Origin of the sequence: Vulgatibacter sp. (assembly GCF_041687135.1) — a bacterium.
Classification (GTDB): domain Bacteria; phylum Myxococcota; class Myxococcia; order Myxococcales; family Vulgatibacteraceae; genus JAWLCN01.
Genome location: NZ_JAWLCN010000001.1, coordinates 466,153 through 488,145 on the forward strand (window position 1 = coordinate 466,153; position 21,993 = coordinate 488,145).

The window sequence follows — 21,993 nt, forward strand, 5'->3', positions numbered from 1 at the left end:
CCCTACAGGAGCTGTGCCACGGTGTCGAGCAGCCCCTTCTGATCGAAAGCGCTCTTCACGATGTAGGCGTTGGCGCCTGCCTGGAGCCCCCGGGCCCGATCCGCCTCGGTGTCGAGGCTGGTCACCAGCACCACCGGCAGATCCCGGAAGCGGCGGGAGCTCCGCACCGTCTCGGTGAGGGTAAAGCCGTCCATCCGGGGCATCTCCACGTCGGCGACGATGAGATCGGCGCCCTGTTCCTGCAGAAGCTGCCAGGCCTCGGCGCCGTCGACTGCGGCGAGGACCTCGTAGCCCGCTGATTCGAGGATGCTGCGCTCGAGGCTGCGGGTGGTGAGGGAGTCGTCGGCGAGGAGCACCCGGCGCCGCCGTTCCGCAGGGGGCGGGGCGAAGATCTCGGCGAGGCGACGCCCCGGCCTGCCGCCCAGGGTCGCGTCGACGAGGTCCGAGGGCTGCACGATCAGGGCGAGGGCCCCCTCCGGCAGGAGCGCCGCGCCGGAGACGAAGGCCACCCGGCGCAGCCGCCGCCCGAGGGTTTTGACGAGGACCTCGGTCTCGCCGTCGAGGTGCTCCACCGCGTAGGCGGCGCGGCGCTCCCTGGTTCCGATCACCACCACCGGAAACGACGCCTCGGGCACCTCGCGCTCCCGTTCCGGCAGCCCCAGCGTCCCGGCGAGGGAGGCGAGGGCCACCGGGCAGCCGCCGATCTCCACGACCTCGCGCCCCTCCAGCGTGTGGATCGAGTCCCGGGCGATCCGGGCCACGCGCTCCACCGCGCCGCCCGGGACGGCGAGCCGCTCGCCGCCGGCGCGGACCAGGAGCACCCGGCTCGTCCCCAGGGTGAGCGGCACGGTGAGGAGGAAGCGGCTCCCACCGCCGGGACGCCAGCCGAGGGAGACGGAGCCACGCAGCGCCTCGATGCCGCCGCGGACCACGTCGAGGCCGACGCCCCTGCCCGAGATCGCGTCGGCGGTGGACCTGGTGGAGAAGCCGGGGCGGAAGAGGAGCTGCGCCGCCTCGCTGGGACTGGCGGGCGCTTCCAGGCCCGCCCGCTCCGCTGCCCGGCGGATCGCGTCGAGGTCGACGCCCCTGCCGTCGTCCTCGACGCGCACCGCCACCTGATCGCCCCGGAGCTCCGCAGCGACGCGCAACGTGCCGTGGCGCTCCTTGCCGGCGGCTTCGCGTTCGTCCGGGGGCTCGATGCCATGATCGATCGCGTTGCGGAGCAGCTGGAGCAGCGGGTCCCGCAGCCCCTCGGCCACGGCGCGATCGAGGCGCACCGTGCCGCCCCGGAGCTCGAGGCGCACCTCCTTCCCCTCGCTTCGCGCCAGGTCCCTGGTGGCGCGCTCGAGCCCCTCGGTCGCCTGGGCGAAGGGCACCATCCGCACCTCGCGCACGCGGGTCTCGACGGCGCGGGCCACCCGGGAGAGCTCGCGGGCGTCTTCGGTCATGGCGCGCTCGAGGCGTTCGAGGCCGTGGGCGAGCTCCTCCACCGGCAGCGCCAGCTCGTCCAGCATCTCGCGCCAGCGTCCCCGATCGGCAGCCGCCGGGCGCAGGGCGGCGAGGCGCCGCTGCGCCACGTGGCTGCGCTGCGCCACGGCGCGCAGCGGCGAGAGCTGCGCTGCCCGCCGCTCGATCCGTCCCCTGCTGACGAGCAGCTCGCCGCTCCAGGCGACGAGGTCGTCGATCTCCTGGGTGGAGACGCGCAGGGATCCGCCGCGGGGGGCGCCTCCGGGCTCCTCCGCCGGGGGAAGCGGCGGCGGCGCCTCCGCGCGGCTGGGCGCAGCCGCCGCCGGCGCCGCTGCCCCGGGTTGTTCGAGCGCGGCGGCCAGCGCTCCCAGCGCCGCTTCGTCCACCGGCTCGCCGGCCCGCAGCGCCGCAGCGGTGCCCTGCAGCCGATCCGCCAGCTCCAGGAGCAGCTCCAGCCGCCGCCCGTCGAGCGGCGCCTCCCCGTCGCGCACCGCCCCGAGGAGCGCTTCGGCCTTGTGGCAGAGCTGCTCCACCGGCGCGAGGGCCACCGCCCGCGCGGCGCCCTTCAGCGCGTGGGCGATCCGCAGCATCGCGCGGACCGGCTCCGCCACCGGCGCGCCCGGATCCCGCTCGATCGCGAGCAGCTCGCGCTCCAGCGCCGCGCCCTGCTCGGCCAGCTCCTCGGCGAAGGTGGCGAGGAGCCGTCGCTGCAGCTCATCGATTCCCATGGGCCGCCTCGCGGCCAGCACCCAGCATCTCGCGAAGCCGGTTGCCGAGGTTGTTGAGATCCTGGGCCGCCTGCTCGGTCTGCTTCACCGCGTTGAGGTTGGCGGACGCCACCTGGTTGATGTCCTTGATCGCCTGGTGGATCTGCGAGAGGCCGAGGGTCTGCTGCTCGGTGGAGTTGGAGATCGCGGCGGCGGACTGGGCCACGTCCGCGATCACGTCGGCCAGGGTGGCGATGGTCTCGCCGGCGCGGCGCGCCGCCTCCATCGCGGCGTTCATGCTCTTCGACGCCTCCTCGGTGGAGAGCACCGCGCGGTTGGCCATCCGCTGGATCTCGCCGAGGATCCGCCGCACCTGCACCGTGGCCTTCTTCGATTCGTCGGCGAGGCCCTTCACCTCCGCAGCCACCACCGCGAAGCCCTTGCCGTGCTCGCCGGCGCGGGAGGCCTCGATCGCCGCGTTGAGCGCGAGGATGTTGGTCTGCTCCGCGAGCTCGGTGATGGTGGAGACGATCTCGCCGATCGCCTGGGTCTGCTCGGCGAAGGCGAGGATGCTCTCCGCCACCGAATCGGCGCGTCCCTTCGCGGTGTCCATCACGCCGACCACGTCCTCCACCGCACGGCGGCCGGTGCGCCCGGCCTCCTCGCTCTGCTGCGCGGAATCGGCCACGTTGCGCGCCCGCTCCGCCGCTTGTTCGGACGTCTTCTGGACCTCGTCCACCGCGGTGAGGGTCTCGTAGACCGCCGCTGCCTGTTCCTGCGCGCCTGCCGCCTGCTGCGTGGCGCTGGCGAAGATCTGGCCGGAGGCGGAGGCGACCCGCACCGAGGTCTCCTCGATCTCCGCGAGCAAGCCCTCGAGCTGCGCGCGGCCGCGCTGCTCCACGGCGATGTTGTGCTGTAGCTTGTCGGTCATCGTGTCGAAGGCGGCGCCGAGCTGCGCGATCTCGTCGCCGCCCGTGACGTCCGCCCGGAGGCCGAGCTCGCCGCCGGCGATGCGGTTGGCGGTGTCGGCGAGGCGGCGCACCCGCCGGAGCAGGCCGCGGAGGAGATAGGAGACCGCGGTGAAGACGGCGATCGACGCGAGGCCGAAGACGATCTGCAGGCCGCGCAGCCGGTCGAAGTTCGCGTTCATCGCCCGCTCGGCCGCCTCGACTCCCTCGCCCACCCGATCGACGAAGCGTTCGAGGAGCACGACGACCTGTGCCCGCGCGTTCTCGGCGGCCTGCCGGTCCGGGGCGTCGAGCAGGGCCTGGAGCCCGGGCCGGACCTCCTCGCTCCAGGCACGCTGCCGGCTCTCGACGGCGGGGGTCACCGCCGGATCGATCGCGTGCGTGATCGCCTCGGCCTGCGATCCCTCCTGCAGCGCCCGGAAGCGCAGGTCCATCGCTTCGAGCAGCGCCCGCAGCCGGGCAGCGGCGTCCCGCCGCCGCTCCGTCTCGAGGCGGGGGTACGCTTCCGCGAGGTAGAGCATCTCGTAGACGAGCGCGGGGCCCCGTGCGCTGAGCTGGAGCCAATTGGAGTCGTTCCGGATCTCGCGGGCGAGATGGAGGTTCGCCAGCACCAGCAGCAGCGCGAGCAGGAGCAGGCCTGCGTAGGCGGCGCCGAGCTGGAGGCCGAGGCCTCTCGACAGGCGGATGGGGGTGCGCATCGCGTCTCCGTTTCTGGTCAGCCCACGAAGAGCCGGGGATCGTGGAGGAGGCCCTGGGTGTCGAGGACCAGGAGCCCGCCGGGCGCGAGGCCGCGGACCAGCTCCTCCCGCGAGAGCGAGGTGGCTTCGATCGCGGCCTCGTCCACCGCGATCACCTCCTCCACCTCCTCGGCGAGGAGCGCCATTTCGGCGTGATCGCCGCCGATCACCACGAGCCGGTCCGCTGCGTTGCGGGTGTCGAGCCCGAGGACCCGGCGCAGGTCGAAGGCGGCGAGGACCTCGCCTCGGTAGCCGAAGACGCCTGCGACCTGCGGCGGCACGCCGGGGACCGGGGCGAGATCGCGGCGGCGCACCACCTCGATCACGTCGCCGGCGGCGAGGGCGTAGCGCTCGCCGCCGAGGCGGACGACGAGGAGCTCCCGCGCGGTGGCGGCCTCCTCGCGTTCCGCGGAAACGGCGGCGAGGCGGCGCGCCCGTGCCCGCAGGAGCGCCTCGCTGGCAGCGGGATCGCGGCGCCCCTCCAGCGCCTCGCCGAGGGCGTGGAGCCGCTGCCGCAATGCTGCCCAATCCACCTCCGCCATCTCCGCTCCTGGCGCTCCCGGGGGGCGCTACTCGAGGGCGGCGAGCTGCTGCTCGGCCACCACCCGGAGCCGGCCCGCCTTCTCGCCGTCGGAGAGCGGAACCTGCGCATCGGGCGGCGTGGCAGCACAGAGATCCCGCGCTCGTTCGAAGGCCCGCCGTGCGCCGGCGGTGTCGCCGCGGCGCCGCAGCAGCGTGCCGCGGAGGAAGTGGCCCATCACCAGCGAGGGGTCGAGGTAGAGCAGGGAGCGCACCGCCTCGAGCGCCTGCGCGTCGCGACCGAGATCCGCCAGCAACACCGCCCGGAGGTGGACCAGCTCGGTGGCGAAGGGATGGCGGGCGGTCGCCTCCTCGGCAACCCGCAGCGCCCCGGGGAGGTTGCCCCCGTTGGCCAGCGCCCGGATGTGGAGGGCGAGGCTGGCGGGATCGCCTGCGTCGGCAGCGAGGAGCGCCGCCTCGTCGTAGCGCCCGCCAACGAGGGCCTGGCGCGCAGCCTCGCCCGGCGCCGGCTTCTCGAGCGGCGGCGGCACGGGGGCCTGCCGGCGCTGCGGCGGTGGTCGTGGTGCCGGGGCCTGCCGCTGCAGCGGACGGGGCGGGGGCGACGCCACCGCGCGCGCTGTTGCCGGCAGCTGCGGCAGCACCCGCTTGGCCGCCGGCGGCTTCCTCTCCTTGCCGATCGCCGGGCGCCGGTAGAAGATCCCCTCGGGTCGCAGCTCCACCGCGAAGGGCGCGCGGGCGCCCAGCGGTGGATCCGAGGGGCCGGTGACGAGCCAGCCGCCCGGGGCGAGCGCCTCGTAGAGGCGCCGCGCCACCTGCGCCACGCCCTCCGGGCCGAAGTAGATGAGGACGTTGCGGCAGAAGATCAGGTGCTGGCCCCGGGGGTAGGGATCGCTGGCGAGGTTGAGCATCCGGAACCGGACCCGGGCGCGGATCGTCGCGGCGAGGCGGAGCCTCTCGCCCTCCTCGTGCAGCCACGGTCGAACCCAGGCCGCGCCGGGGCCGCGCAGGGACCAGCGCCGGTAGAGCGCCTCGCGGGCCCTGGCGAGGGCGCCGGGGGCGATGTCGGTGCCCAGCACGGCGCTGCGGTGGCCGATCCCCTCCCGTTCGAAGAGGATCGCCAGCGAATAGGCCTCTTCGCCGGAGGAGCAGCCGGCGCTCCAGGCCTGCAGCTCACCGTCCCGGAAGGTGGGGATCACCAGGCGGCGCACCATCTCGAAGTGCGGCAGGTCGCGGAAGAAGTAGGTCTCGCCGACGGTGACCTCGTCGAGGAGCGGATCGAGCGGGAGCCTGCCCGCCGCGAGCTGCGCGGCGTAGATCGAGGGGTCGGCGATCCCCGCCTGCACCATCGCCTTGCGGGCCGCGCTCTCGACCCGCTCGTAGCGGGTGGGCTCGATCGCGAGCCCTGCCCGCACGCGGAGCACCCGTGCCACCTGGTCGAAGGGCCGCTCCATCTACGGCACCCGACCTCCGAGGAAGGCGGCCAGGTCGGCGAGGAGGACCAGCGGTTCCGCCTGCGCCGGAACCCAGGCGACGCCCGGCGCCGCGGGGCCCTGCTCCTCGAGCCGGCTCTCGTCGATGGTGCGGAGCTCCAGGGCCCTGTCGACCCGCAGCGCCGCGAGACGCCCGGCGACGTCGACGAGGATCAGATGCTCGTCGGGATCGACGGGGCGGGGGGCGAGGCCGAGGGCGTTGCCGAGGTCCACGACCGGGACGGCGGCGCCGCGCACGGTGATGGCGCCGTCGACGCCGACCGGGGCGCCGGGGAGCGGCGCCACCTGCACCATCCGCACGATCTCGCGCACGTCGCCCGCGGGGATCGCGCCCCGCCTTCCGCCCACCTCGAAGGCCAGCACCTCCATCCCCCTAGTCGTGGGGACGGGCGGTGCCGGGTGCAAGGATCGGCGGGCGTCAGGGAAGGCGCGGCGCGACGTAGCGGGCGAGGGCGAAGAGATCGTCCCAGTCGAGGTCGAGGAAGTAGACGGCCGTGGTGTCGGTCCGCGCGTCGCCGCGGCGGACCTCGCCGGTGACGGCGATCATCCGCTGCTCGTCGGGCAGCGGGATCTCCACCACCAGCTTCTCGCCGACGCGGTGGTTGCAGCCTTCGAGGAGCACGCCGGTCATCGAGAGGTCGCGGGCCTTGTGGACGAGGACCCGGCCCGCGTCGTGGAGTTTGACCAGGAAACCCGCGGGAACGCGGGGGTGGCGGCGGCCTACTGGCTCGGAGTACATGTGGCGCTCCCTTCAGGCTGACCCTGTTGGGAGAACGCTATCGCCGCCGGGGGGGCCGTCCATTTCCGCCCCTCCGTGGGGTTGTGGAGAAACGATTTGGAGCGCCAGTTCCTCTGCTACCTGCACGGCACGGACGAAGCGGAGTTCCTCCGGCGGATCGAAGCGATCGAGCCGGGGCTGGTGGTGCTGCCCGGCAAATACGCCGACACGGGAGACGCCTCGGCGCTCCTCGCCGATCCGGGCGCCCACGCCTTCCGTCCCGCGGTGCGATCGGTGCGGCGGCTCTACCTCGCCCACCGGGCCCACAGCAGGCAGCTGGTCCTCCACCAGCAGGGCGAGGGACCGAACCGGGGTCTGCATGCCCTCGACGAGCTCCGCTCCGAGGTGATGCAGCTCGAGTTGCCCGCCCCGGCCCACGGCAGGCTCGCACCCGCTCGCCTCTCCGCCAGCGTCCTCGCCTTCGAGGACTACGAGCGGATCCGCAAGGGAGCTGCCTTCGGGCGCTGGGTCGGCAGGGTTCTCCGCTCGCTGGAGGCGGCGCTGCCCCGCAGCTCCGTGGAGTTCGTCCACGTGGCGCCGGGGGCGGTGGCCTTCGCAGCGGGCGGGGGGCAGCTCACCTACCTGGAGGAGCACGTCCTCCCAGCGCCGGACGGGAGACGGCGCCAGGTGCCCCTGGAGCGGATTCGGGGCTGAAGGGGCCCGCACCTCGAGCGCCGGGGCCGGAGGTGGCGACGAGGCAGAGCGACCCCCCGGGGTTGGCCCGCTCGCAGACCGTCCACAACTTACCGATGCGGCGGGGGAAATGGAGGTCGCATGGGTATTCTTGCGTGGATCGTCATCGGCCTGGTTGCAGGCCTCATCGCTAAGGCGATCATGCCGGGCAAGGATCCCGGCGGATTCATCGTGACGACGCTTCTCGGCGTCGCTGGTGCGCTGCTGGGTGGCTGGATCGGCAGCGCGATCACGGGCGCGGGCCTGGAGGGCTTCTCCTTCTGGAGCCTCTTCCTCGCGGTGGTCGGCGCGCTGTTGCTGCTCGCGGTATACCGAATGGCGGTGGGCAGCAGACACCGTCGAGCGACGGTGTAGCGCGGCTGCGTAGGCCGGGCTTACTCGGACCCGCGGAAGGCGACTGCCTTCCGCGGGTTTTTGCGTTCAGAGCTCCTCCGCCCGCTCGCGCGCCTCGCCGGCGAGGGTCGGGTGGCCCTGCGCCAGGGCCGCGTCCGCGCAGCGGGCGTACGCGTCGCGGGCCCGCTCGGTCTCGTCGATGGCAGCGAGGGCGTCGCCCTGCGCCAGCAGCGCCGCGGCGTAGCTCGGGTCCGCGTCGATGCAGCGCTGCAGCGCCTCCACCGCCTCCTCGAAGCGCGCGACCTCGAGCAGGTAGCGCCCCAGGCTGAACCAGGGCAGCGGGCTTTCGGGGAACTCCTCGATCATCTGGCGGTACTGGCGCTCGCGCTCGTCCATCGCTTCCTCGTCGTTGTCGGTGGCCGCTCCTGCGACAGGCGGCGGCGCAACCTACCACGACGGAGGAACGAGAACGGCCGGCACCCAACGGTGCCGGCCGGCCTTTGCTGCGTCCGTGCCGCGGCGATCAGCCGCTCTCGTGCTCCGCGTGGAGATCGGCTGGGGTCACCACCGCGCCCGGTCGCTCCGAGGGAGGCGCGTGGAAGCCCTCCGGCAGCGGGATGTCGACCATGAAGAAGCGCCGATCCGGATGATCCCGCCGCAGCAGCGGCAGCGCCACGTTGTAGACGGGCACGCCGCCGAGGGTGCGGCCCTCCATGGTCCCGTAGTGGGCGTGGCCGTGGAAGCACATCGTCGGCCGGTGGTGATCGATCGGCTCGGAGAGGCGCGAGCTGCCGAGGAAGGGGAAGATCTCCGGGTTCTCCCCGATCACCGTGTCGCGCACCGGCGAATAATGGGTGATCGCGATCTTGATCGGCGCGTCGACCCGGAGGAGCGCGGTCTCCAGCTTGAGGGCCTCCTGCACCGCCTCGTGCACGAAGCCCTTGATCCCCTCCTCGCCGAAGCCCTGCAGCGTGGCCCTGTCGAAGCCGCCGCCGAAGCCCTTCGCCCCGGCGAAGCCCACCATGTGCCCCTTGAGCTCGTAGTGGTCGCCGTCGAGGATGTGGATGCCACCCTCCGCGAGGACGGCGCAGATCTCGTCGGACTTTCCGGCTTCGAAGTCGTGGTTGCCGAGAACGCCGATCTTCTTCGCCCGCACGCCGGACAGGGCCTCGGCCAGCAACTTCGCCTCGTCGACGTGCCCGTGATCGGTGAGATCGCCGCAGAGAAGGAGCGCGTCGCATCCCTGCTCGTTCACCGCATCGACGAGCCGGCGATAGTTGCCGTGTTTGCCGAGCCGGCAGTGCAGGTCACCTACCGCCGCGATCCGCAGCTTCCCGTCGATGGGCACGGAATCCCTCCACTTCCAGGGGCCGGGCGTCGTCGTAGCCCCAGTGCTTCACGTCCACGTCGTACTGCCCGCGGGCGAGGAGCATGCCGCGGCACAGCATCTTCCGCTCCGGCTCGTTCTTCTGCTTCGCGGCCCGGTCGAGCAGCTCGTTCCAGACCCAGTCCGGAACGTGGTCGCGCTGCCCCGGATAGGAGAAGCGGTACATCGTGAGGTGGGCGAGCAGCACCTCCCAGTGGGCGTCGAAGCGCCACATCATGTGCTTCCAATCCATCTGCTTGCCGCGCGCCAGGATGATGTGGTTCACGTCGGCGCCGTCGAAGCGCTCGCGCTCGCAGACGAAGGCCTTCGACCAGATGATCTCCTCGGGCGGCGCCACCAGGATCGGCAGCCCGTGGATCACGCCGGCGTGGGCCCGCGAGAGCCAGAGGTCGTCCACCTCCGCCACGCCGTTGCCGGAGCTGAAGATCAGATCGGCGAAATAGTCGTCGCTCGCGTAGGCCTTCGCGATCCAGACCGGATCGAGCACCGAGGTCTGGAAGCTCACCGATCCCAGGGCCTCCATCGCCCGATCCACGTCCTGCCGCCGCAGGAAGATGTCGAGGTCCTTGGTGTCCCGGTAGATGCCCGTGTACTGGTGCAGCGCGTAGGCGCCTGCGACCACGAAGGGGATCTCCGCGTTCTTCAGCGTCGTGAGCGCGAGCAGGTGCGCGCCGCGCTCGATGGCGGGACGCTGGTCCGGTTGCATCGGCGGCGGCGCCCGCTTCGAGCGGTGCGCATCTACCGCCTCGTGGGGGCCGGCCCCGGCCTGCTGCTCTGCCACGGTCTTCTCGTTGTCGACCTCTGCCACGCCGCCCTCCATGGTCCAGCGAGCCCAATCCCTCCGTGGAAGGTAGGGACGGCGGCGAGAGCCGGCACACGTCCGGCGAGGTCCTGCTATACGTGCCGCCGGTACGGCAAAAGAGACGAGGCGACGACGATGGAGAGGCTTCTCGATCCCCGGGCACAGGAGCAGGCGGTTGCACGTGTCCACGGCCGTGGCGCCCGCAGGGTGCGGGCGGGGCATCCCTGGGTCTTCCGCCCCGACCTCCTCGAGGCGGCGGCAGCCCCCGGCGGCGCCGTCGTCCGGGTGGTGGACGAGACCGGCAATCCCCTGGGCAGAGCCTTCCAGGCTGCCGGCTCGCGGATCGCGCTGCGCATGCTCACCCGCAAGGACGAGCCCTGCGACGAGGCCTTCTTCCAGGGGCGGCTCGAGCGGTCGCTCGCCTTCCGCCGGACGCTCTGGCCCGACGCCGACGCCGGCAGGCTGGTCCACGGCGAATCGGACGGGCTGCCGGGCCTCTTCGTCGATCGCTACGGCGACGCGCTCTCGCTGCAGACCACCAGCGAAGGCGCCGACGTGCTCACCCCGCTCTTCGTGCGCCTGCTGGTCGAGGCCCTCGCCCCCCGGGTGATCGTCGCCAAGAACGACACCAGCGCCCGGGATTTCGAAGGGCTGCAGCGGGGGCAGGGGCTCCTCCACGGCGGTCCCGAGGCGACGACGACCTACCACGAGGGGCCCAATCGCTTCGCCCTCGATCTCCTCGCCGACCTCAAGACCGGCGCCTTCCTCGACCAGCGCGAGAACCACGTCCACGCAGCGGGCTACATGCCGGAGGGCGGCACCGGCCTCGACACCTTCAGCTACCACGGCGGCTTCGCCCTCTCCCTCGCCACCCGCGCGAGCTCGGTGATCGCGGTGGAGGCCGACGAGCAGGCGGCGGCGCGGATCGGCGTCAACGCCCGGGCGAACGGCAGGCCGGTCGAGGCGATCTGCGGCAACTCCTTCGACGTGCTCCGGCAGTTCGAGCGCGAGGGACGCCGCTTCGACGTGGTGGTGATCGACCCGCCTGCGTTCACCAAGCGCAAGGGCGACGTGCAGGCGGCGGAGCGGGCCTACAAGGAGCTCAACCTGCGCGGTCTCAAGCTGGTGAAGCAGGGCGGCGTGCTGATCAGCTGCTCCTGCAGCGGCAAGATGACGCCTGCGCGCTTCGGGGCGATCCTCGACGCGGCGATCGCCGACGCGAAGCGGCCGGTGCAGCAGATCGAGCGGCGCGGCGCGGCGCGGGACCACCCGGTGCTCGTCGGCGTCCCGGAGACCGAGTACCTCAAGTGCTGGGTCTACCGGGTGCTCTGACCCTCGTTCCCCACCACCACCTCGAAGGGGATCTCGGCGGGCTGCGCCGCCTCGTCGGTGAGGAGGCGGAAGCTGCCGCTCCCCGCCGCGTCGAGGGTGAGCTCCAGCGCGCCGGACCAGCGGGTGCCCGGCTCGAGGATCATCGGGAGCTCGCCGGCGAGGGCCGGCTGCGGCCCCTCGGAGAGGACCTCGACGCCGGTGACGGTGAGGGCGGCACAGCCGTCGTTGGCGACAGCGAGCGGCACCGAGACCACCTCGTCCGCCTCGCCGACGAAGCGCACCGCCTCGCAGGGGCCCTCGCCGCCGCAGAGCACCTGGCTCCGGCCCGCGGCGGCGGCGACGATCTCCGCGCTCCAGGGCAGCTCCCGCAGCGATGCGCCCTCGTCCCAGCTGATGGCGATCGAGCCCCGCTGCGGACCGCTCGCCTCGAGGGGCGCGCTGTAGATCGCCGCGCTCCGGGCGGCGCCGAGGGCCTCGATCTCCAGCGAGGCGGGGACGAGGGCGACCGTCTCCTCCGCAGCGGCGAGCTCGACCAGCGTCGGGATCTCACGCTGGTTCGCCAGATCGATCCAGCTCCTGGCGACGCCGCCGGGGCAGGTGGTCCCGAAGTCCACCTCGTCCGGCGCCGCCACCACGCCGCCGGCTCCACCGCCGGTGCCACCGGTACCGCCCATGCCGCCGGTCCCGCCCGTGCCCCCGACACCGCCGACGCCACCCGCACCGCCGCCGCCACCGGCGCCGTCGGGATTCCCCACCTCGGTCCCCACGCAGGCGGAGGCGAGGAGGGCGAGGGCTGCGGCTGCGAGTGGGCGGCGGATCATCGTTTCCATCTCCGGAGGGGCAAGGGCCCCGTTCTACCAGCGAACGGGGGCCCGCCGCCAAGGTTCAGCGGCCGTACCGCAGCTCCCAGAGCCCTTTGGCTTTGGCCCCGAGCTCGATGAATTCGAGACGATCGGGGTCGCCGTCGGCGGTGGCGTCGCCGGCGATCTCGAGCAGATCGGCGAAGCGCGCGCCCTCCGCGAACTGGCTGCGCCGCAGGATCTCCGCGTATTCGGCCACCGCCGCAGCGAAGCGCAGGCTCTCGGGCGCCGCGGTGAACGAGGTGGCGAAACCCGAGACGGAGATGGAGCGCTGCAGCTCGGTGTCGGTGGAATGGTCGGGCTTCTTGTAGCGCAGGGAGACGGTGGCGACGTTGGCGGCGATCGCCCCGGGCTCGTGGACCTCCGGCTTCAGCTCCAGCTCGATGAGGGCGGTGACGTCGTGGCCCGATCCGATGTCGCCGGTGTCGACGCTGGGGTCCTCGAACTGCTCGTCGTCGATCGCGCGGTTCTCGTAGCCGAGGAGGCGGTAGCGGGCCACCGCCTCGGGATCGATCGCCACCTGGATCTTCACGTCCTTCGCGATCACCACCAGGGTGCCGAGCAGATCGCGGCGCAGCACCCGCTCCGCCTCCGCCATCGAGTCGACGTAGGCGTAGTTGCCGTTCCCCTTGTCGGCGAGCTGCTCCATCAGCGCGTCGTTGTAGTTGCCGCTGCCGAAGCCCAGGGTGGTGAGGTAGACGCCGCGGGAGCGGTACTCCTCGATGAGCGCGATCAGGGCGTCGCCGGTGAGGCCGACGTTCAGGTCGCCGTCGGTGCAGAGGATCACGCGGTTGATCCCGTCCTGCGCGAAGTGTTCGCCGGCGAGATCGTAGGCGCTGCGGATCCCCGCCTCGCCGTTGGTGGAGCCGCCGGACCGGAGCTGGTCGATCGCCGTGAGGATCGTCTGGCGCTCCGCCACCGCGGTGGGCTCGAGGACCACGCCGGCGGTCCCGGCGTAGGCGACGAGGCCGATGGTGTCGTCGGGCCGCAGCTCGTCCACCAGCAGCCGCAGGGCCGCCTGCACCAGCGGGAGCTTGTTCGCCTCGCCCATCGAGCCGGAGACGTCGACGAGGAAGACGAGGTTCGCCCGGCCCCGCTCGGGGGCGGCGAGCTCCTTGCCCTTGATGCCGATCCGCAGGAGCTGGAGCCCCTCGCCGAAGGGGGAGGGGGCGCCGTCGAGGTGGACGGCGAAGGCATCCGCAGCGTCGGCAGCAGGGGGCTCGTAGCCGTAGTCGAAGTAGTTGACGTACTCCTCGGTGCGCACGCCGGCGGAGACGGGGAGGGCGCCGGCGGTCACGTCCCGGCGCATGATCGCGTAGCTGGCGGTGTCGACGTCGACGCCGAAGGTGCAGAGGTTGTCCTCCGCCGGGTCGGTGAACTCGTTCTCGCCGTAGGAGGTGTACTGCTCGCCGTCCTGCCAGCTGCCGCCGCCCGTTCCTCCCGCGCCGCCGGCGCCGTTGCCGTCGCCGTTGGTGGGCCAGCCACCACGGCCTGCCAGGTCGCCGGCACCGTCCGCCGCTGCCTCCTCGTCCCCCATGCCGCACGCCGCGAGGGCGAGGGCTGCTGCCATTGCCGTCCAGAGCCGGAACTGTCGCATCGGTCTTCTCCTCGCACGGCGATTCGCCATGCCGCCAAGCATAGAGCCGCCCGCACGGCTGGCGACCTGCCGGGCGGCCCTTTCCGTATCCGAGCCGGAATACGCCCGGCGGCCACGTGCCCCGCCGGTGCGCATCCTCTCCTCGATGCGACGGATCCTCGCCTACTGCGATCTGACCGAGCGCTCCGACGCGGCGCTGCTCCGGGCCGCCCGCCTCGCGCAGCGCCAGGGGGCGGAGCTGGTGATCCTCCACGCCACCGACGGCGACGAGGCGGCGGCCCACGAAGCCCTGGCTGCAGGCCTCGCGGATCTGCCCCTCGAATGCCCGGCGGCGCTCCACGTGGTCCGGGGGCGCCCCTTCGTGGAGATCATCCGGGCCTCGCGCTCCCTCGACGCAGGGCTGGTGGTGGTCGGCGCCCTCGCCGAGTCGGCGGTCCGCGGCTTCGTCCTCGGCAGCACCGCCGAGCGGCTGATCCGCAAGGGCGACAGGCCGGTGCTCGTGGTGAAGAACCCCACCTGGCGGCTCTGGCGGCGGGTCCTGGTGGCCAGCGATTGCTCCGAGACCTCCCTCCGCGCGGCGCGGCTCGCCCTCTCCCTGCGCCCGGATGCGCAGATGACCCTGCTCCACGTAGTCGAGCCGCAGCCCGAGGCCAGGCTCCGCCGCTTCGGCGCCACCGAGCCGGAGCTCCGGGACCTGCGGGAGGAGGCCCTGCAGGCAGGGAGGCAGGCGCTCGATCGCTTCCGGGCCCAGCTCCCGCCGGAGGCCCGGATCGACCTGCTGGTCCAGCAGGGCAGCGCCGTCAACACCATCCCCGACGTCGCCAGGGAGCTGCGGGTGGGGCTGGTCGCCCTCGGGACCCACGGGCGCAGCGGCGCGAGCCACATGCTGCTCGGCTCCGTCGCCGAGAGCGTGGTTCGCGAGGCGCCCTGCGACACGCTCACCGTGCGCCCGGAGGCCTTCCGCTTCGAGCTGCCCTGATCAGCCGAGCAGCGCTTCCCTGGCGAAGGCGGGGAAGTCGGGCCAGCGGCGCTTCTCCTCGAGGCTCTCGGCGTCGAGCTCCACCACCGCGCACTCGCCGCCCTCGTCGCAGGCCTGCAGATCGAGGCAGACGAAATGGGCGCCGTCGACGATGGGCAGGAGCTCCCGGGGCAGCCCCTCGTCCCACATCGCCCGGGCCACCTGGTGCAGCGTCGCCCCCCAGCCTTCGGGATCCTTCGTGCCGAGGAGGAGATCGCCGTCGGCGAGGATCCCGCCGGAGCCGACCTCGAGCATCGCCTTGTAGGACGGCGGCAGGCGCACCTTGAGAAAGCGCTCCGCCGAGGCGATCTCGCCAGGCAGCGCCTCGTCGTAGAGCTCGTGATCGGGATGCTCGAGGAGCGCCTCGCCCACCGCACGTCCTTCGCTGGCGCCCATGCCTTCGCCTCCGCAGGCTTCGAGAAGCGGCGCTTCCTAGCAGATCGCGGCGCCGCTGCGAAGGCCTAGGCGAAGCCGCGCGGATCGGTACACTCCCGCCCGCCGCGCGAGCGGTCCACCCACCCTTCCCCCGCAGGAACCATGCTCGATCTCTCCGGGATGAACCCCCCGCAGCGCCAGGCCGTCGTCACCACCGAGGGCCCCCTGCTCGTCCTCGCCGGGGCGGGATCCGGCAAGACCCGGGTGATCGTCCACCGCATCGCGTACCTGCTGGAGAAGGGCGTCCCCGCCCCCCACATCCTCGCGATGACCTTCACCAACAAGGCCGCCTCCGAGATGAAGGAGCGCGTCGCCCTGCTGGTCTCCTCGCGCCGGGCGAAGGACCTCACCGTCGGCACCTTCCACGCCTTCGGCCTGCAGATCCTCCGGGCGGAGCACGGCCGCCTCGGCTACCCGAAGCAGTTCACCATCGCCGACGCAGGCGATCAGAACGCGCTGGTGAAGCGGGCGATGCGCGAGGTGCGCATCGACGATCGCTCCTTCGATCCGAAGCGGATCCTGGCGCTGATCTCGCTGGCCAAGGGCGAGGGGATCGAGCCGGGGCAGCCGATCTCCAAGCCCACCCGGCCCACGATCTACGGCGAGGAATACGAGCTCATCACCGAGGAGGTCTACCCGCGCTACGAGGCGGGCCTCCGGGCGATGGCGATGGTCGATTTCGACGACCTGATCGGCCTGCCGATCAAGCTCTTCCGCGAGAACGAGCCGCTGCGGATGCGCTACCACGATCGCTTCCGCTACATCTTCGTCGACGAATACCAGGACACGAGCCGCACCCAGCTCGAACTCACCAAGCTCCTCGGCCTGCCGCGGGGCAACGTCTGCGTGGTGGGCGACGACGACCAGGCGATCTACAGCTGGCGCGGCGCCGACGTGGACAACATCCTCCGCTTCCACATCCACTTCCCCGGCGCGAAGGAGGTGCGGCTCGAGCAGAACTACCGCTCCTTCGGCAACATCCTCGAATGCGCCAACGCGGTGATCGAGAAGAACGAGGATCGCAAGGACAAGCGCCTCTTCACCACCGCCGGCCAGGGCGAGAAGGTGCAGGTGGTCACCTGCCCGGTGGAGGAGGCCGAAGCCCGCTACGTCGTCAACGAGATCAAGAAATCGATCGAGAAGGGCAGGCAGCCCGGCGACCACGCGATCCTCTACCGCACCAACCTGCAGTCCCGCGTCTACGAGGAGGCGCTCCGGGCGGAGAACATCAACTACGAGGTGGTGGGCGGCACCGAGTTCTTCGATCGCCGGGAGGTCAAGGACCTGCTCGGCTACCTGCGGCTCTTCGTCAACAACCAGGACGAGGTCTCGCTCCTGCGCATCGTCAACTTTCCCGCCCGCGGCATCGGCGACGCCACGGTGGAGAAGGTGCGCCACCGGGCCACCCTCGAGGGCCTCGGCCTCCTCGCCGCCTTCCGCAAGGCCTCGGAGGGCGCCTGGCCCGAGCTGGAGACGCCGGCGCCGAAGATCGCGGCCTTCGTGGAGCTGGTGGACCGCTACTCGAACAAGCTGATCGAGGGGACCTCCGCCACCCAGATCGCCCGGGAGCTGATCGAGGAGATCGAGCTCAAGGCGGCGATCGCCGCGCAGGTGAGCTCCGCCAAGGCGGCGGAGCGGCGCATCAACACGGTGGAGAGCACGCTCGTCTCGCTGGAGCGCTACGAGAAGCGCGAGGGGAAGAAGGGCACCCTGGCCCAATACCTCGCCCAGCTCACCCTCGACCGGAAGGACGAGGAGAAGGCGCTTCCCGGCGACCGGGTGGTGATGATGACCCTGCACGCCTCCAAGGGCCTCGAGTTCCCCGTGGTCTTCCTCGTGGGCCTCGAGGAGGACCTCCTGCCGCACAAGGGGATCCAGGGGACGCCGCAGAACCTGCCCGAGGAGCGGCGCCTCGCCTACGTGGGCATCACCCGCGCCCGCGAGAAGCTCTTCGTCACCAGGAGCGCCGCCCGGGTGATGCGCGGCAAGGAGGTACCCCGCACACCCTCGCGTTTTTTGCAGGATCTTCCCGAGGGGGCGTACGAGGAGATGGACATCGCCGAGCCAAACGAGGAATCTGAGAAGCGCAGCGAGACGTTCTTCACCGATCTCATCGCCATGCTCTCGAAGGGTTCCTGAATGTTGTCCACAGGGACGAATCGAGAGACCGGTTGCAAGCGGCGATCGCTTGACAACATCCGGTCGATCCTCTAGTAAGCCCGCTTTCGTCGCGCCCGGTAGAACGGGCGAGGGCGGGGCATTGCGAATTTTTGGGGCCCACCGAGAGGTTTGCCCCCCCGAAGAAGCCGAGCATCTGGAGCCAGTCCGATGAACACCCACAGCGCCCAGAAGGGCGAGATCCGCCGCAAGTGGTTCGTGGTGGACGCCAGCGACAAGGTCCTGGGCCGCATGTCGAGCCAGGTCGCGTCCATCCTCAAGGGCAAGCACACGCCGCTCTACACGCCCTCGATCGACACCGGCGACTTCGTGATCGTGATCAACGCCGAGAAGGTGAAGCTCACGGGATCGAAGGAAGACAAGAAGATGTACTACCGCGTCGGCCTCCAGGGCCTGCCGGGCTCGCTCAAGGTCCGCTCTGCGAAGCAGCTTCGCGAGTCGCGCCCCGAGGATCTCGTCAAGAACGCCGTGCGCCGGATGCTTCCGCGCAACGCGCTCGGGCGGAAGATGTTCACCAAGCTGAAGGTCTACGCTGGTCCCACGCACCCGCACGAGGCCCAGCAGCCCCAGGCGCTCGAAATCCGGGCTTAAGGTAAGGGACGAACCATGGCCAGCGTCGAGAAGATGTACGCGACCGGCCGCCGCAAGGAAGCGGTGGCGCGCGTTTGGATTTGGCCCGGTGAGGGCAAGATCACGATCAACAACCGGGACATCGACGACTACTTCGGTCGTGCGACCTCCAAGCTCGTGCTGCGGCAGGCCCTCGAGGTCGTCGAGCAGCTCGACAAGGTCGACGTCCGCGTGAACGTCGCCGGTGGCGGCCTCACCGGCCAGGCCGGCGCGATCCGCCACGGCCTCGCCCGTGCGCTCTCCAAGCTGAACCCGGACTTCCGCCCCGTGCTGAAGAAGGCCGGCTTCATCACCCGTGACCCCCGCGCCGTCGAGCGCAAGAAGTACGGTCAGCCGGGTGCACGCAAGCGCTTCCAGTTCTCCAAGCGCTAGTCCGAAGGCCTTCACCGGCTTCGGATGTCCATGGTCCCTCCGGGGACCGTGGGGAGAAGGCAGGAGGTCGCTTCCCGATGGGAGCGGCCTCGTGCCGTTCCTGGGGCATCCGCTTGGAGTGAAGATTACCGGTTGCCCTGTGGTCGCACCTCGCGCTACAAGGCACCTACCTAACGGGGGGAGAGAGTCCCCCGCTAGCTTCGACCGGGGGGACGGAGCATGGCACGCTTGGGGGCACAGCCCGCGCACAGAGTCTGCGGGCCTCTTCTCGACGCAATCTGCAGCAGCAGCACGCAGCCTTCCGCGCTCGTCGATCCGGCGGGACGGGTGGTGAGCGCGTCGCCGCTCTTCGCCGCGATCGCCGATCGCGAGCCGCTTCTCGGCGGTTTCCTCGGCGACTGCGCGGTGCGCGCAGCGGCGGACGGCGACGCCTGGCTGGACGACGGCTGGCTCGTCGGCCGCGCCTCGGTCCTCACCGGCTCGGTGCTGGTCCTGGTCCAGCTCTTCGGCCCTGCGGTGGTCCGGGCCCGGGTCGCCAGGCTCTACCGCACCTCGCTCTCCGGCAGGGAAGGCGAATGCCTCGCGCTGGCGCTCGAGGGAGCGGAGAACGGCGCCATCGCCGGCCGGCTCGGCGTGCGGCCGGAGACGGTGAAGGTCCACCTCCGCAACGCCTACCGGAAGCTGAACGCCGGCGGCAGGGCGGAGATCCTCGCGCGTCTGGTGGCCTCGCCGTGAGCGTGCTGCGCGAACAGCTGGAGAACGTCCGCCGTCACCTCGGCGCCCGCACCGCGTGGCTCCTGCCCTGCACCGCGGGGCTCCTCGGCCTGGAGGCCCCGATCCGCTGCGGCGGGGGCGCCGAGCCCGGTCCGCTCGCCGAGCTCTTCGGGGACGCGATGCCCGTCCCCGGCAGGACCGGGGGCGAGCTGGCCCAGCGCCTCGCCACGCTCTGCGGCGAGCGGCGCAGGACAGGGGCCCGGCGGATGATGCTCCGGGTGGCCTTGCCGGAGGCCGCCGGCGCCCATCTGCTCCTCGAGCGCGGCGATCTGCCCACCGCCACCGCGGCCCTCGCGCTGGCGCTCGACGCCCTCGCCGCCTGCCTGCGCGCACCGCCGATCGCTGCGGAGACGATGGAGGCGATCCACTTCCTCGCCAGGGACGGGCGGCTCGCAGCGCTGCTCGATCGCAACGGGGCGCCGGTGGCCATCTCGCCGCTGCTGCGGAAGGTGCTGGGCGGCGACAGGGCCGGCAGGCCCTTCCTGCTCTCGGAGCAGCGCCTCGCCTTCTTCGCCCAGCTGCGCAAGCGCCTGCCCGCAACCGGCGACACGGCGTGCGAGGCGGAGGGCTTCGACCTGCCGGGCACGCTCCACCTCCAGCCCCTCGGCGACGGCGCCTACGTCCTCGCGGTGGTGCAGGGCGAGATCGCCAATGCGGCGATGCTGCGCAGCCTCTCCGACGGCGAGGTGACGCCCCGGGAGCTCACCTGCGGCCTCCGCCTCGCCGAGGGGATGAGCTACCGGGAGATCGCCGAGGACCTCGGCGTCTCGCCCGACACCGTGAAGCTCCACCTCCGGGCGCTCTACCAGAAGCTCGGCGTCGACGGTCGCGACGGCCTCGTCGCCCGCGTCGCCGGCCTCGCGCCGCCGCCGCCGCTGGTGCGGGCGATCACCCGCCGCGCCTGAAGCAGGGCCCCGGGCTCGTTCGACGGTGCAGCGTCCGGTGACAGGGCGCTGCACTGGTATGCCGGCGGCAACCTGTTACACTGCGCCATCCCATGCCTCTGGGAGTGAGTCGTCGATGGAGCTCAACGAGATCCTGCAGATAGCGCTGCGCGCCGGCGCATCGGACATCCACCTCAAGGCGGGGCTGCCGCCGATGTTCCGTGTCGACGGCGCCCTGCTGCCCTTGAAGGACGCGCAGCGTCTCCCGCCCGAGGAGATCGCCCGCATGGCCTTCGGGATCATGAACGACTTCCAGAAGGAGCGGTACAAGCAGTTCAACGAGTGCGACCTCGCCTACGGCGTACCCGGCCTGGGGCGCTTCCGCGTCAGCGTCTTCCAGCAGCGCGGCACCACGGGCATCGTCTTCCGCGTGATCCCCTTCCGGATCCAGAGCATCGAGCAGCTGATGCTGCCGAAGGTGCTCGAGAAGATCGCCCTGAGCGAGCGCGGCCTCATCCTCGTCACCGGCACCACCGGTTCGGGCAAGTCGACCACGCTCGCCGCGATGATCGACCACATCAACACGCACGAGACCAACCACGTCATGACCATCGAGGATCCGATCGAGTTCCTCATCCGCGACAAGCGGTCGGTCGTGAACCAGCGCGAGGTCGGCGTCGACACCGTCTCCTTCGGGCAGGCGCTCAAGAGCGCGCTCCGGCAGGATCCGGACGTGATCCTCGTGGGCGAGATGCGCGATCTCGAGACGATCGAGACGGCGCTCACCGCAGCCGAGACCGGCCACCTCGTGCTCTCGACGCTCCACACCCTGGACGCCACCGAGACGATCAACCGCATCGTCTCCGTCTTTCCGCCCTACCAGCAGAAGCAGGTGCGCCTGCAGCTCGGCGCCACCCTCAAGGCGGTGCTCTCGCAGCGCCTCGTCGCGAGGGCGGACGGGCGCGGCCGCGTCCCCGCGGTGGAGGTCCTGCTCTGCACCTCGCGCGTCCGCGAGCTGATCGAGGACAAGGACCGCACCAAGGAGATCCACGACGCGATCGCCCAGGGCCATCTCTCCTACGGGATGCAGACCTTCGATCAGTCGCTGATGCAGCTCCTCAAGGCCAACCTGATCACCTACGACGAGGCCCTGCGGCAGTCGACCAATCGGGACGACTTCGCACTGCGCCTCTCGGGCATCGCCTCCACCTCCGACTCGAAGTGGGATCCCTTCGAGGCCGCGGGCGGGCCGCCGCAGCAGCCCGCCATGCCGGTGCAGAACGCCGTGCCGCCGGGCTACGGCCAGATGCAGCAGCGCGCGCCCCAGGCCCGGCCCGCGGCGCAGCCCGCGCAGCAGCCCGGCGGCACCGCCGACGACGACTTCCAGATCGAGCGCTTCTGATGGAGGAGCAGCGGCGGCCCCGCCGCCGTTCGAGCTACGCCGGCGACGGCGTGGCCCAGCGGCGGCGCCCTGCTGCGGCCGGGGCCGGCCCCGCACGGCGGGAGCGCAAGAAGCGCGAGCCCCTGGGCGATCGCTACGAGCCCGCCCTCGAGCTCTCCTTCGCCTACATCGCCGCGCGGCCCCGCAGCGAGGCGGAGGTGCGCCGGCGCCTCGCCCGCGCCGAGGCGGCGCCAGCGACCATCGATCGGGTGATCGAGCGGCTCGGCGAGCTCCGCTACCTGGACGACGCCGCCTTCGCCAGGGCCCGTGCCGGCAGCCTCGCCAGGCGCGGCTTCGGCCCGCGGGCGATCGCCGTGAAGCTCTCGCAGGCGGGGGTTCGCGGCGAGGCCGCCCGGCAGGGCACGAGCGCGGGGATCGGCGAGGACGAGCGGGAGCTGGCCCGGGCCGCTCTGGAGAAGCGCCTCAAGGGCAGGGCCTTCGCCGCCCTCGACCGCAAGGAGCAGGCGCGGCTCGCCCGGTGGCTTGCAGGCAGGGGGTTCTCCCCCGGCGCGGTGCGGGCCGCCTGCGAGCGCGCCGGATCGTTTGACCCGGATTCTTCGGACGTGTAGG

Annotated in this window: 23 protein-coding genes; 11 read left to right on the top strand and 12 right to left on the bottom strand. The window is 72.0% G+C overall.

Going from position 1 to position 21,993, the window contains the following annotated elements:
• Positions 1 to 2 precede the first annotated feature (2 nt).
• From ACESMR_RS02165 to ACESMR_RS02190, 6 genes are read right to left on the bottom strand one after another with little or no spacing between them, the layout of a single operon-like run.
• Positions 3 to 2,195, bottom strand: a complete 2,193-nt coding sequence (locus tag ACESMR_RS02165; RefSeq protein WP_373044675.1) for a response regulator — start codon at positions 2,193 to 2,195, stop codon at positions 3 to 5.
• Positions 2,182 to 3,840: a methyl-accepting chemotaxis protein gene (locus tag ACESMR_RS02170; protein ID WP_373044677.1), complete on the bottom strand. Its 1,659-nt coding sequence runs from the start codon at positions 3,838 to 3,840 to the stop codon at positions 2,182 to 2,184. The genes ACESMR_RS02165 and ACESMR_RS02170 overlap by 14 nt, the downstream gene beginning before the upstream one ends.
• Before the next feature lie 17 nt (positions 3,841 to 3,857).
• The gene (locus ACESMR_RS02175; protein WP_373044679.1) at positions 3,858 to 4,421 is read right to left on the bottom strand and encodes a chemotaxis protein CheW; all 564 of its coding nucleotides are present in this window, start codon (positions 4,419 to 4,421) and stop codon (positions 3,858 to 3,860) included.
• A 27-nt stretch (positions 4,422 to 4,448) separates the two neighbouring features.
• Complete coding sequence (locus tag ACESMR_RS02180; protein WP_373044681.1) at positions 4,449 to 5,870, bottom strand: CheR family methyltransferase; 1,422 nt, start codon at positions 5,868 to 5,870, stop codon at positions 4,449 to 4,451.
• Positions 5,871 to 6,278, bottom strand: a complete 408-nt coding sequence (locus ACESMR_RS02185; RefSeq protein ID WP_373044682.1) for a chemotaxis protein CheW — start codon at positions 6,276 to 6,278, stop codon at positions 5,871 to 5,873.
• Positions 6,279 to 6,327: 49 nt separating this feature from the next.
• Positions 6,328 to 6,648, bottom strand: a complete 321-nt coding sequence (locus ACESMR_RS02190) for a PilZ domain-containing protein (RefSeq protein ID WP_373044684.1) — start codon at positions 6,646 to 6,648, stop codon at positions 6,328 to 6,330.
• 96 nt (positions 6,649 to 6,744) lie between these two features.
• On the opposite strand from ACESMR_RS02190, the gene ACESMR_RS02195 reads away from it, so the two are divergent.
• Together ACESMR_RS02195 and ACESMR_RS02200 are read left to right on the top strand one after the other, a co-directional pair.
• Positions 6,745 to 7,341, top strand: coding sequence for a hypothetical protein (locus ACESMR_RS02195; RefSeq protein WP_373044686.1), 597 nt, complete (start codon positions 6,745 to 6,747; stop codon positions 7,339 to 7,341).
• A gap of 120 nt (positions 7,342 to 7,461) precedes the next feature.
• Complete coding sequence (locus ACESMR_RS02200; protein WP_373044687.1) at positions 7,462 to 7,734, top strand: GlsB/YeaQ/YmgE family stress response membrane protein; 273 nt, start codon at positions 7,462 to 7,464, stop codon at positions 7,732 to 7,734.
• Positions 7,735 to 7,800: 66 nt separating this feature from the next.
• Here the strand turns inward: ACESMR_RS02200 and ACESMR_RS02205 are convergent, their stop codons facing one another.
• From ACESMR_RS02205 to ACESMR_RS02215, 3 genes are all read right to left on the bottom strand, one after another.
• Positions 7,801 to 8,109 (bottom strand): tetratricopeptide repeat protein, encoded by a 309-nt coding sequence (locus ACESMR_RS02205; RefSeq protein WP_373044689.1) that lies wholly within the window; start codon positions 8,107 to 8,109, stop codon positions 7,801 to 7,803.
• Positions 8,110 to 8,236: 127 nt separating this feature from the next.
• Positions 8,237 to 9,061 carry a metallophosphoesterase gene (locus ACESMR_RS02210; RefSeq protein ID WP_373044690.1) on the bottom strand — a complete coding sequence of 275 codons (825 nt, stop codon included), beginning with the start codon at positions 9,059 to 9,061 and terminating at the stop codon, positions 8,237 to 8,239.
• Positions 9,021 to 9,908 (bottom strand): hypothetical protein, encoded by an 888-nt coding sequence (locus ACESMR_RS02215; RefSeq protein WP_373044692.1) that lies wholly within the window; start codon positions 9,906 to 9,908, stop codon positions 9,021 to 9,023. The genes ACESMR_RS02210 and ACESMR_RS02215 overlap by 41 nt, the downstream gene beginning before the upstream one ends.
• A gap of 129 nt (positions 9,909 to 10,037) precedes the next feature.
• Between ACESMR_RS02215 and ACESMR_RS02220 the strand changes: the two genes are divergently transcribed.
• Positions 10,038 to 11,234, top strand: a complete 1,197-nt coding sequence (locus tag ACESMR_RS02220; RefSeq protein ID WP_373044694.1) for a class I SAM-dependent rRNA methyltransferase — start codon at positions 10,038 to 10,040, stop codon at positions 11,232 to 11,234.
• Here ACESMR_RS02220 and ACESMR_RS02225 read toward each other — a convergent pair.
• Both ACESMR_RS02225 and ACESMR_RS02230 read right to left on the bottom strand, forming a co-directional pair.
• Complete coding sequence (locus ACESMR_RS02225) at positions 11,219 to 12,055, bottom strand: hypothetical protein (protein ID WP_373044695.1); 837 nt, start codon at positions 12,053 to 12,055, stop codon at positions 11,219 to 11,221. The two genes, ACESMR_RS02220 and ACESMR_RS02225, sit on opposite strands and share 16 nt — an antisense overlap.
• A 64-nt stretch (positions 12,056 to 12,119) precedes the next feature.
• Positions 12,120 to 13,691 carry a vWA domain-containing protein gene (locus ACESMR_RS02230; RefSeq protein WP_373044697.1) on the bottom strand — a complete coding sequence of 524 codons (1,572 nt, stop codon included), beginning with the start codon at positions 13,689 to 13,691 and terminating at the stop codon, positions 12,120 to 12,122.
• Between the two features lie 127 nt (positions 13,692 to 13,818).
• On the opposite strand from ACESMR_RS02230, the gene ACESMR_RS02235 reads away from it, so the two are divergent.
• On the top strand, positions 13,819 to 14,670 hold the full coding sequence (locus ACESMR_RS02235; protein ID WP_373044699.1) for a universal stress protein: 852 nt from the start codon (positions 13,819 to 13,821) through the stop codon (positions 14,668 to 14,670).
• Here ACESMR_RS02235 and ACESMR_RS02240 read toward each other — a convergent pair whose 3' ends face one another.
• Positions 14,671 to 15,105, bottom strand: coding sequence for an SMI1/KNR4 family protein (locus ACESMR_RS02240; protein WP_373044700.1), 435 nt, complete (start codon positions 15,103 to 15,105; stop codon positions 14,671 to 14,673).
• Positions 15,106 to 15,246: 141 nt separating this feature from the next.
• Here ACESMR_RS02240 and ACESMR_RS02245 point away from each other — a divergent pair, with 141 nt between their 5' ends.
• From ACESMR_RS02245 to ACESMR_RS02275, 7 genes are all read left to right on the top strand, one after another.
• Positions 15,247 to 17,283 (top strand): ATP-dependent helicase, encoded by a 2,037-nt coding sequence (locus ACESMR_RS02245; protein WP_373044702.1) that lies wholly within the window; start codon positions 15,247 to 15,249, stop codon positions 17,281 to 17,283.
• A gap of 189 nt (positions 17,284 to 17,472) precedes the next feature.
• On the top strand, positions 17,473 to 17,913 hold the full coding sequence (gene rplM / locus ACESMR_RS02250) for a 50S ribosomal protein L13 (protein WP_373044704.1): 441 nt from the start codon (positions 17,473 to 17,475) through the stop codon (positions 17,911 to 17,913).
• A gap of 15 nt (positions 17,914 to 17,928) precedes the next feature.
• A complete protein-coding gene (gene rpsI, locus ACESMR_RS02255) occupies positions 17,929 to 18,324 on the top strand; it encodes a 30S ribosomal protein S9 (RefSeq protein ID WP_373044706.1) in 396 nt (131 codons plus the stop codon).
• Positions 18,325 to 18,654: 330 nt separating this feature from the next.
• Positions 18,655 to 19,059, top strand: coding sequence for a helix-turn-helix transcriptional regulator (locus ACESMR_RS02260; RefSeq protein ID WP_373044708.1), 405 nt, complete (start codon positions 18,655 to 18,657; stop codon positions 19,057 to 19,059).
• Positions 19,056 to 20,003: a helix-turn-helix transcriptional regulator gene (locus ACESMR_RS02265; protein WP_373044709.1), complete on the top strand. Its 948-nt coding sequence runs from the start codon at positions 19,056 to 19,058 to the stop codon at positions 20,001 to 20,003. Before ACESMR_RS02260 ends, ACESMR_RS02265 begins: the two co-directional genes overlap by 4 nt.
• Before the next feature lie 115 nt (positions 20,004 to 20,118).
• Entirely contained in the window at positions 20,119 to 21,384 is a 1,266-nt protein-coding gene (locus ACESMR_RS02270; RefSeq protein ID WP_373044710.1) for a type IV pilus twitching motility protein PilT, read from the top strand.
• A complete protein-coding gene (locus ACESMR_RS02275; protein WP_373044712.1) occupies positions 21,384 to 21,992 on the top strand; it encodes a regulatory protein RecX in 609 nt (202 codons plus the stop codon). Before ACESMR_RS02270 ends, ACESMR_RS02275 begins: the two co-directional genes overlap by 1 nt.
• Position 21,993: the final 1 nt, after the last annotated feature.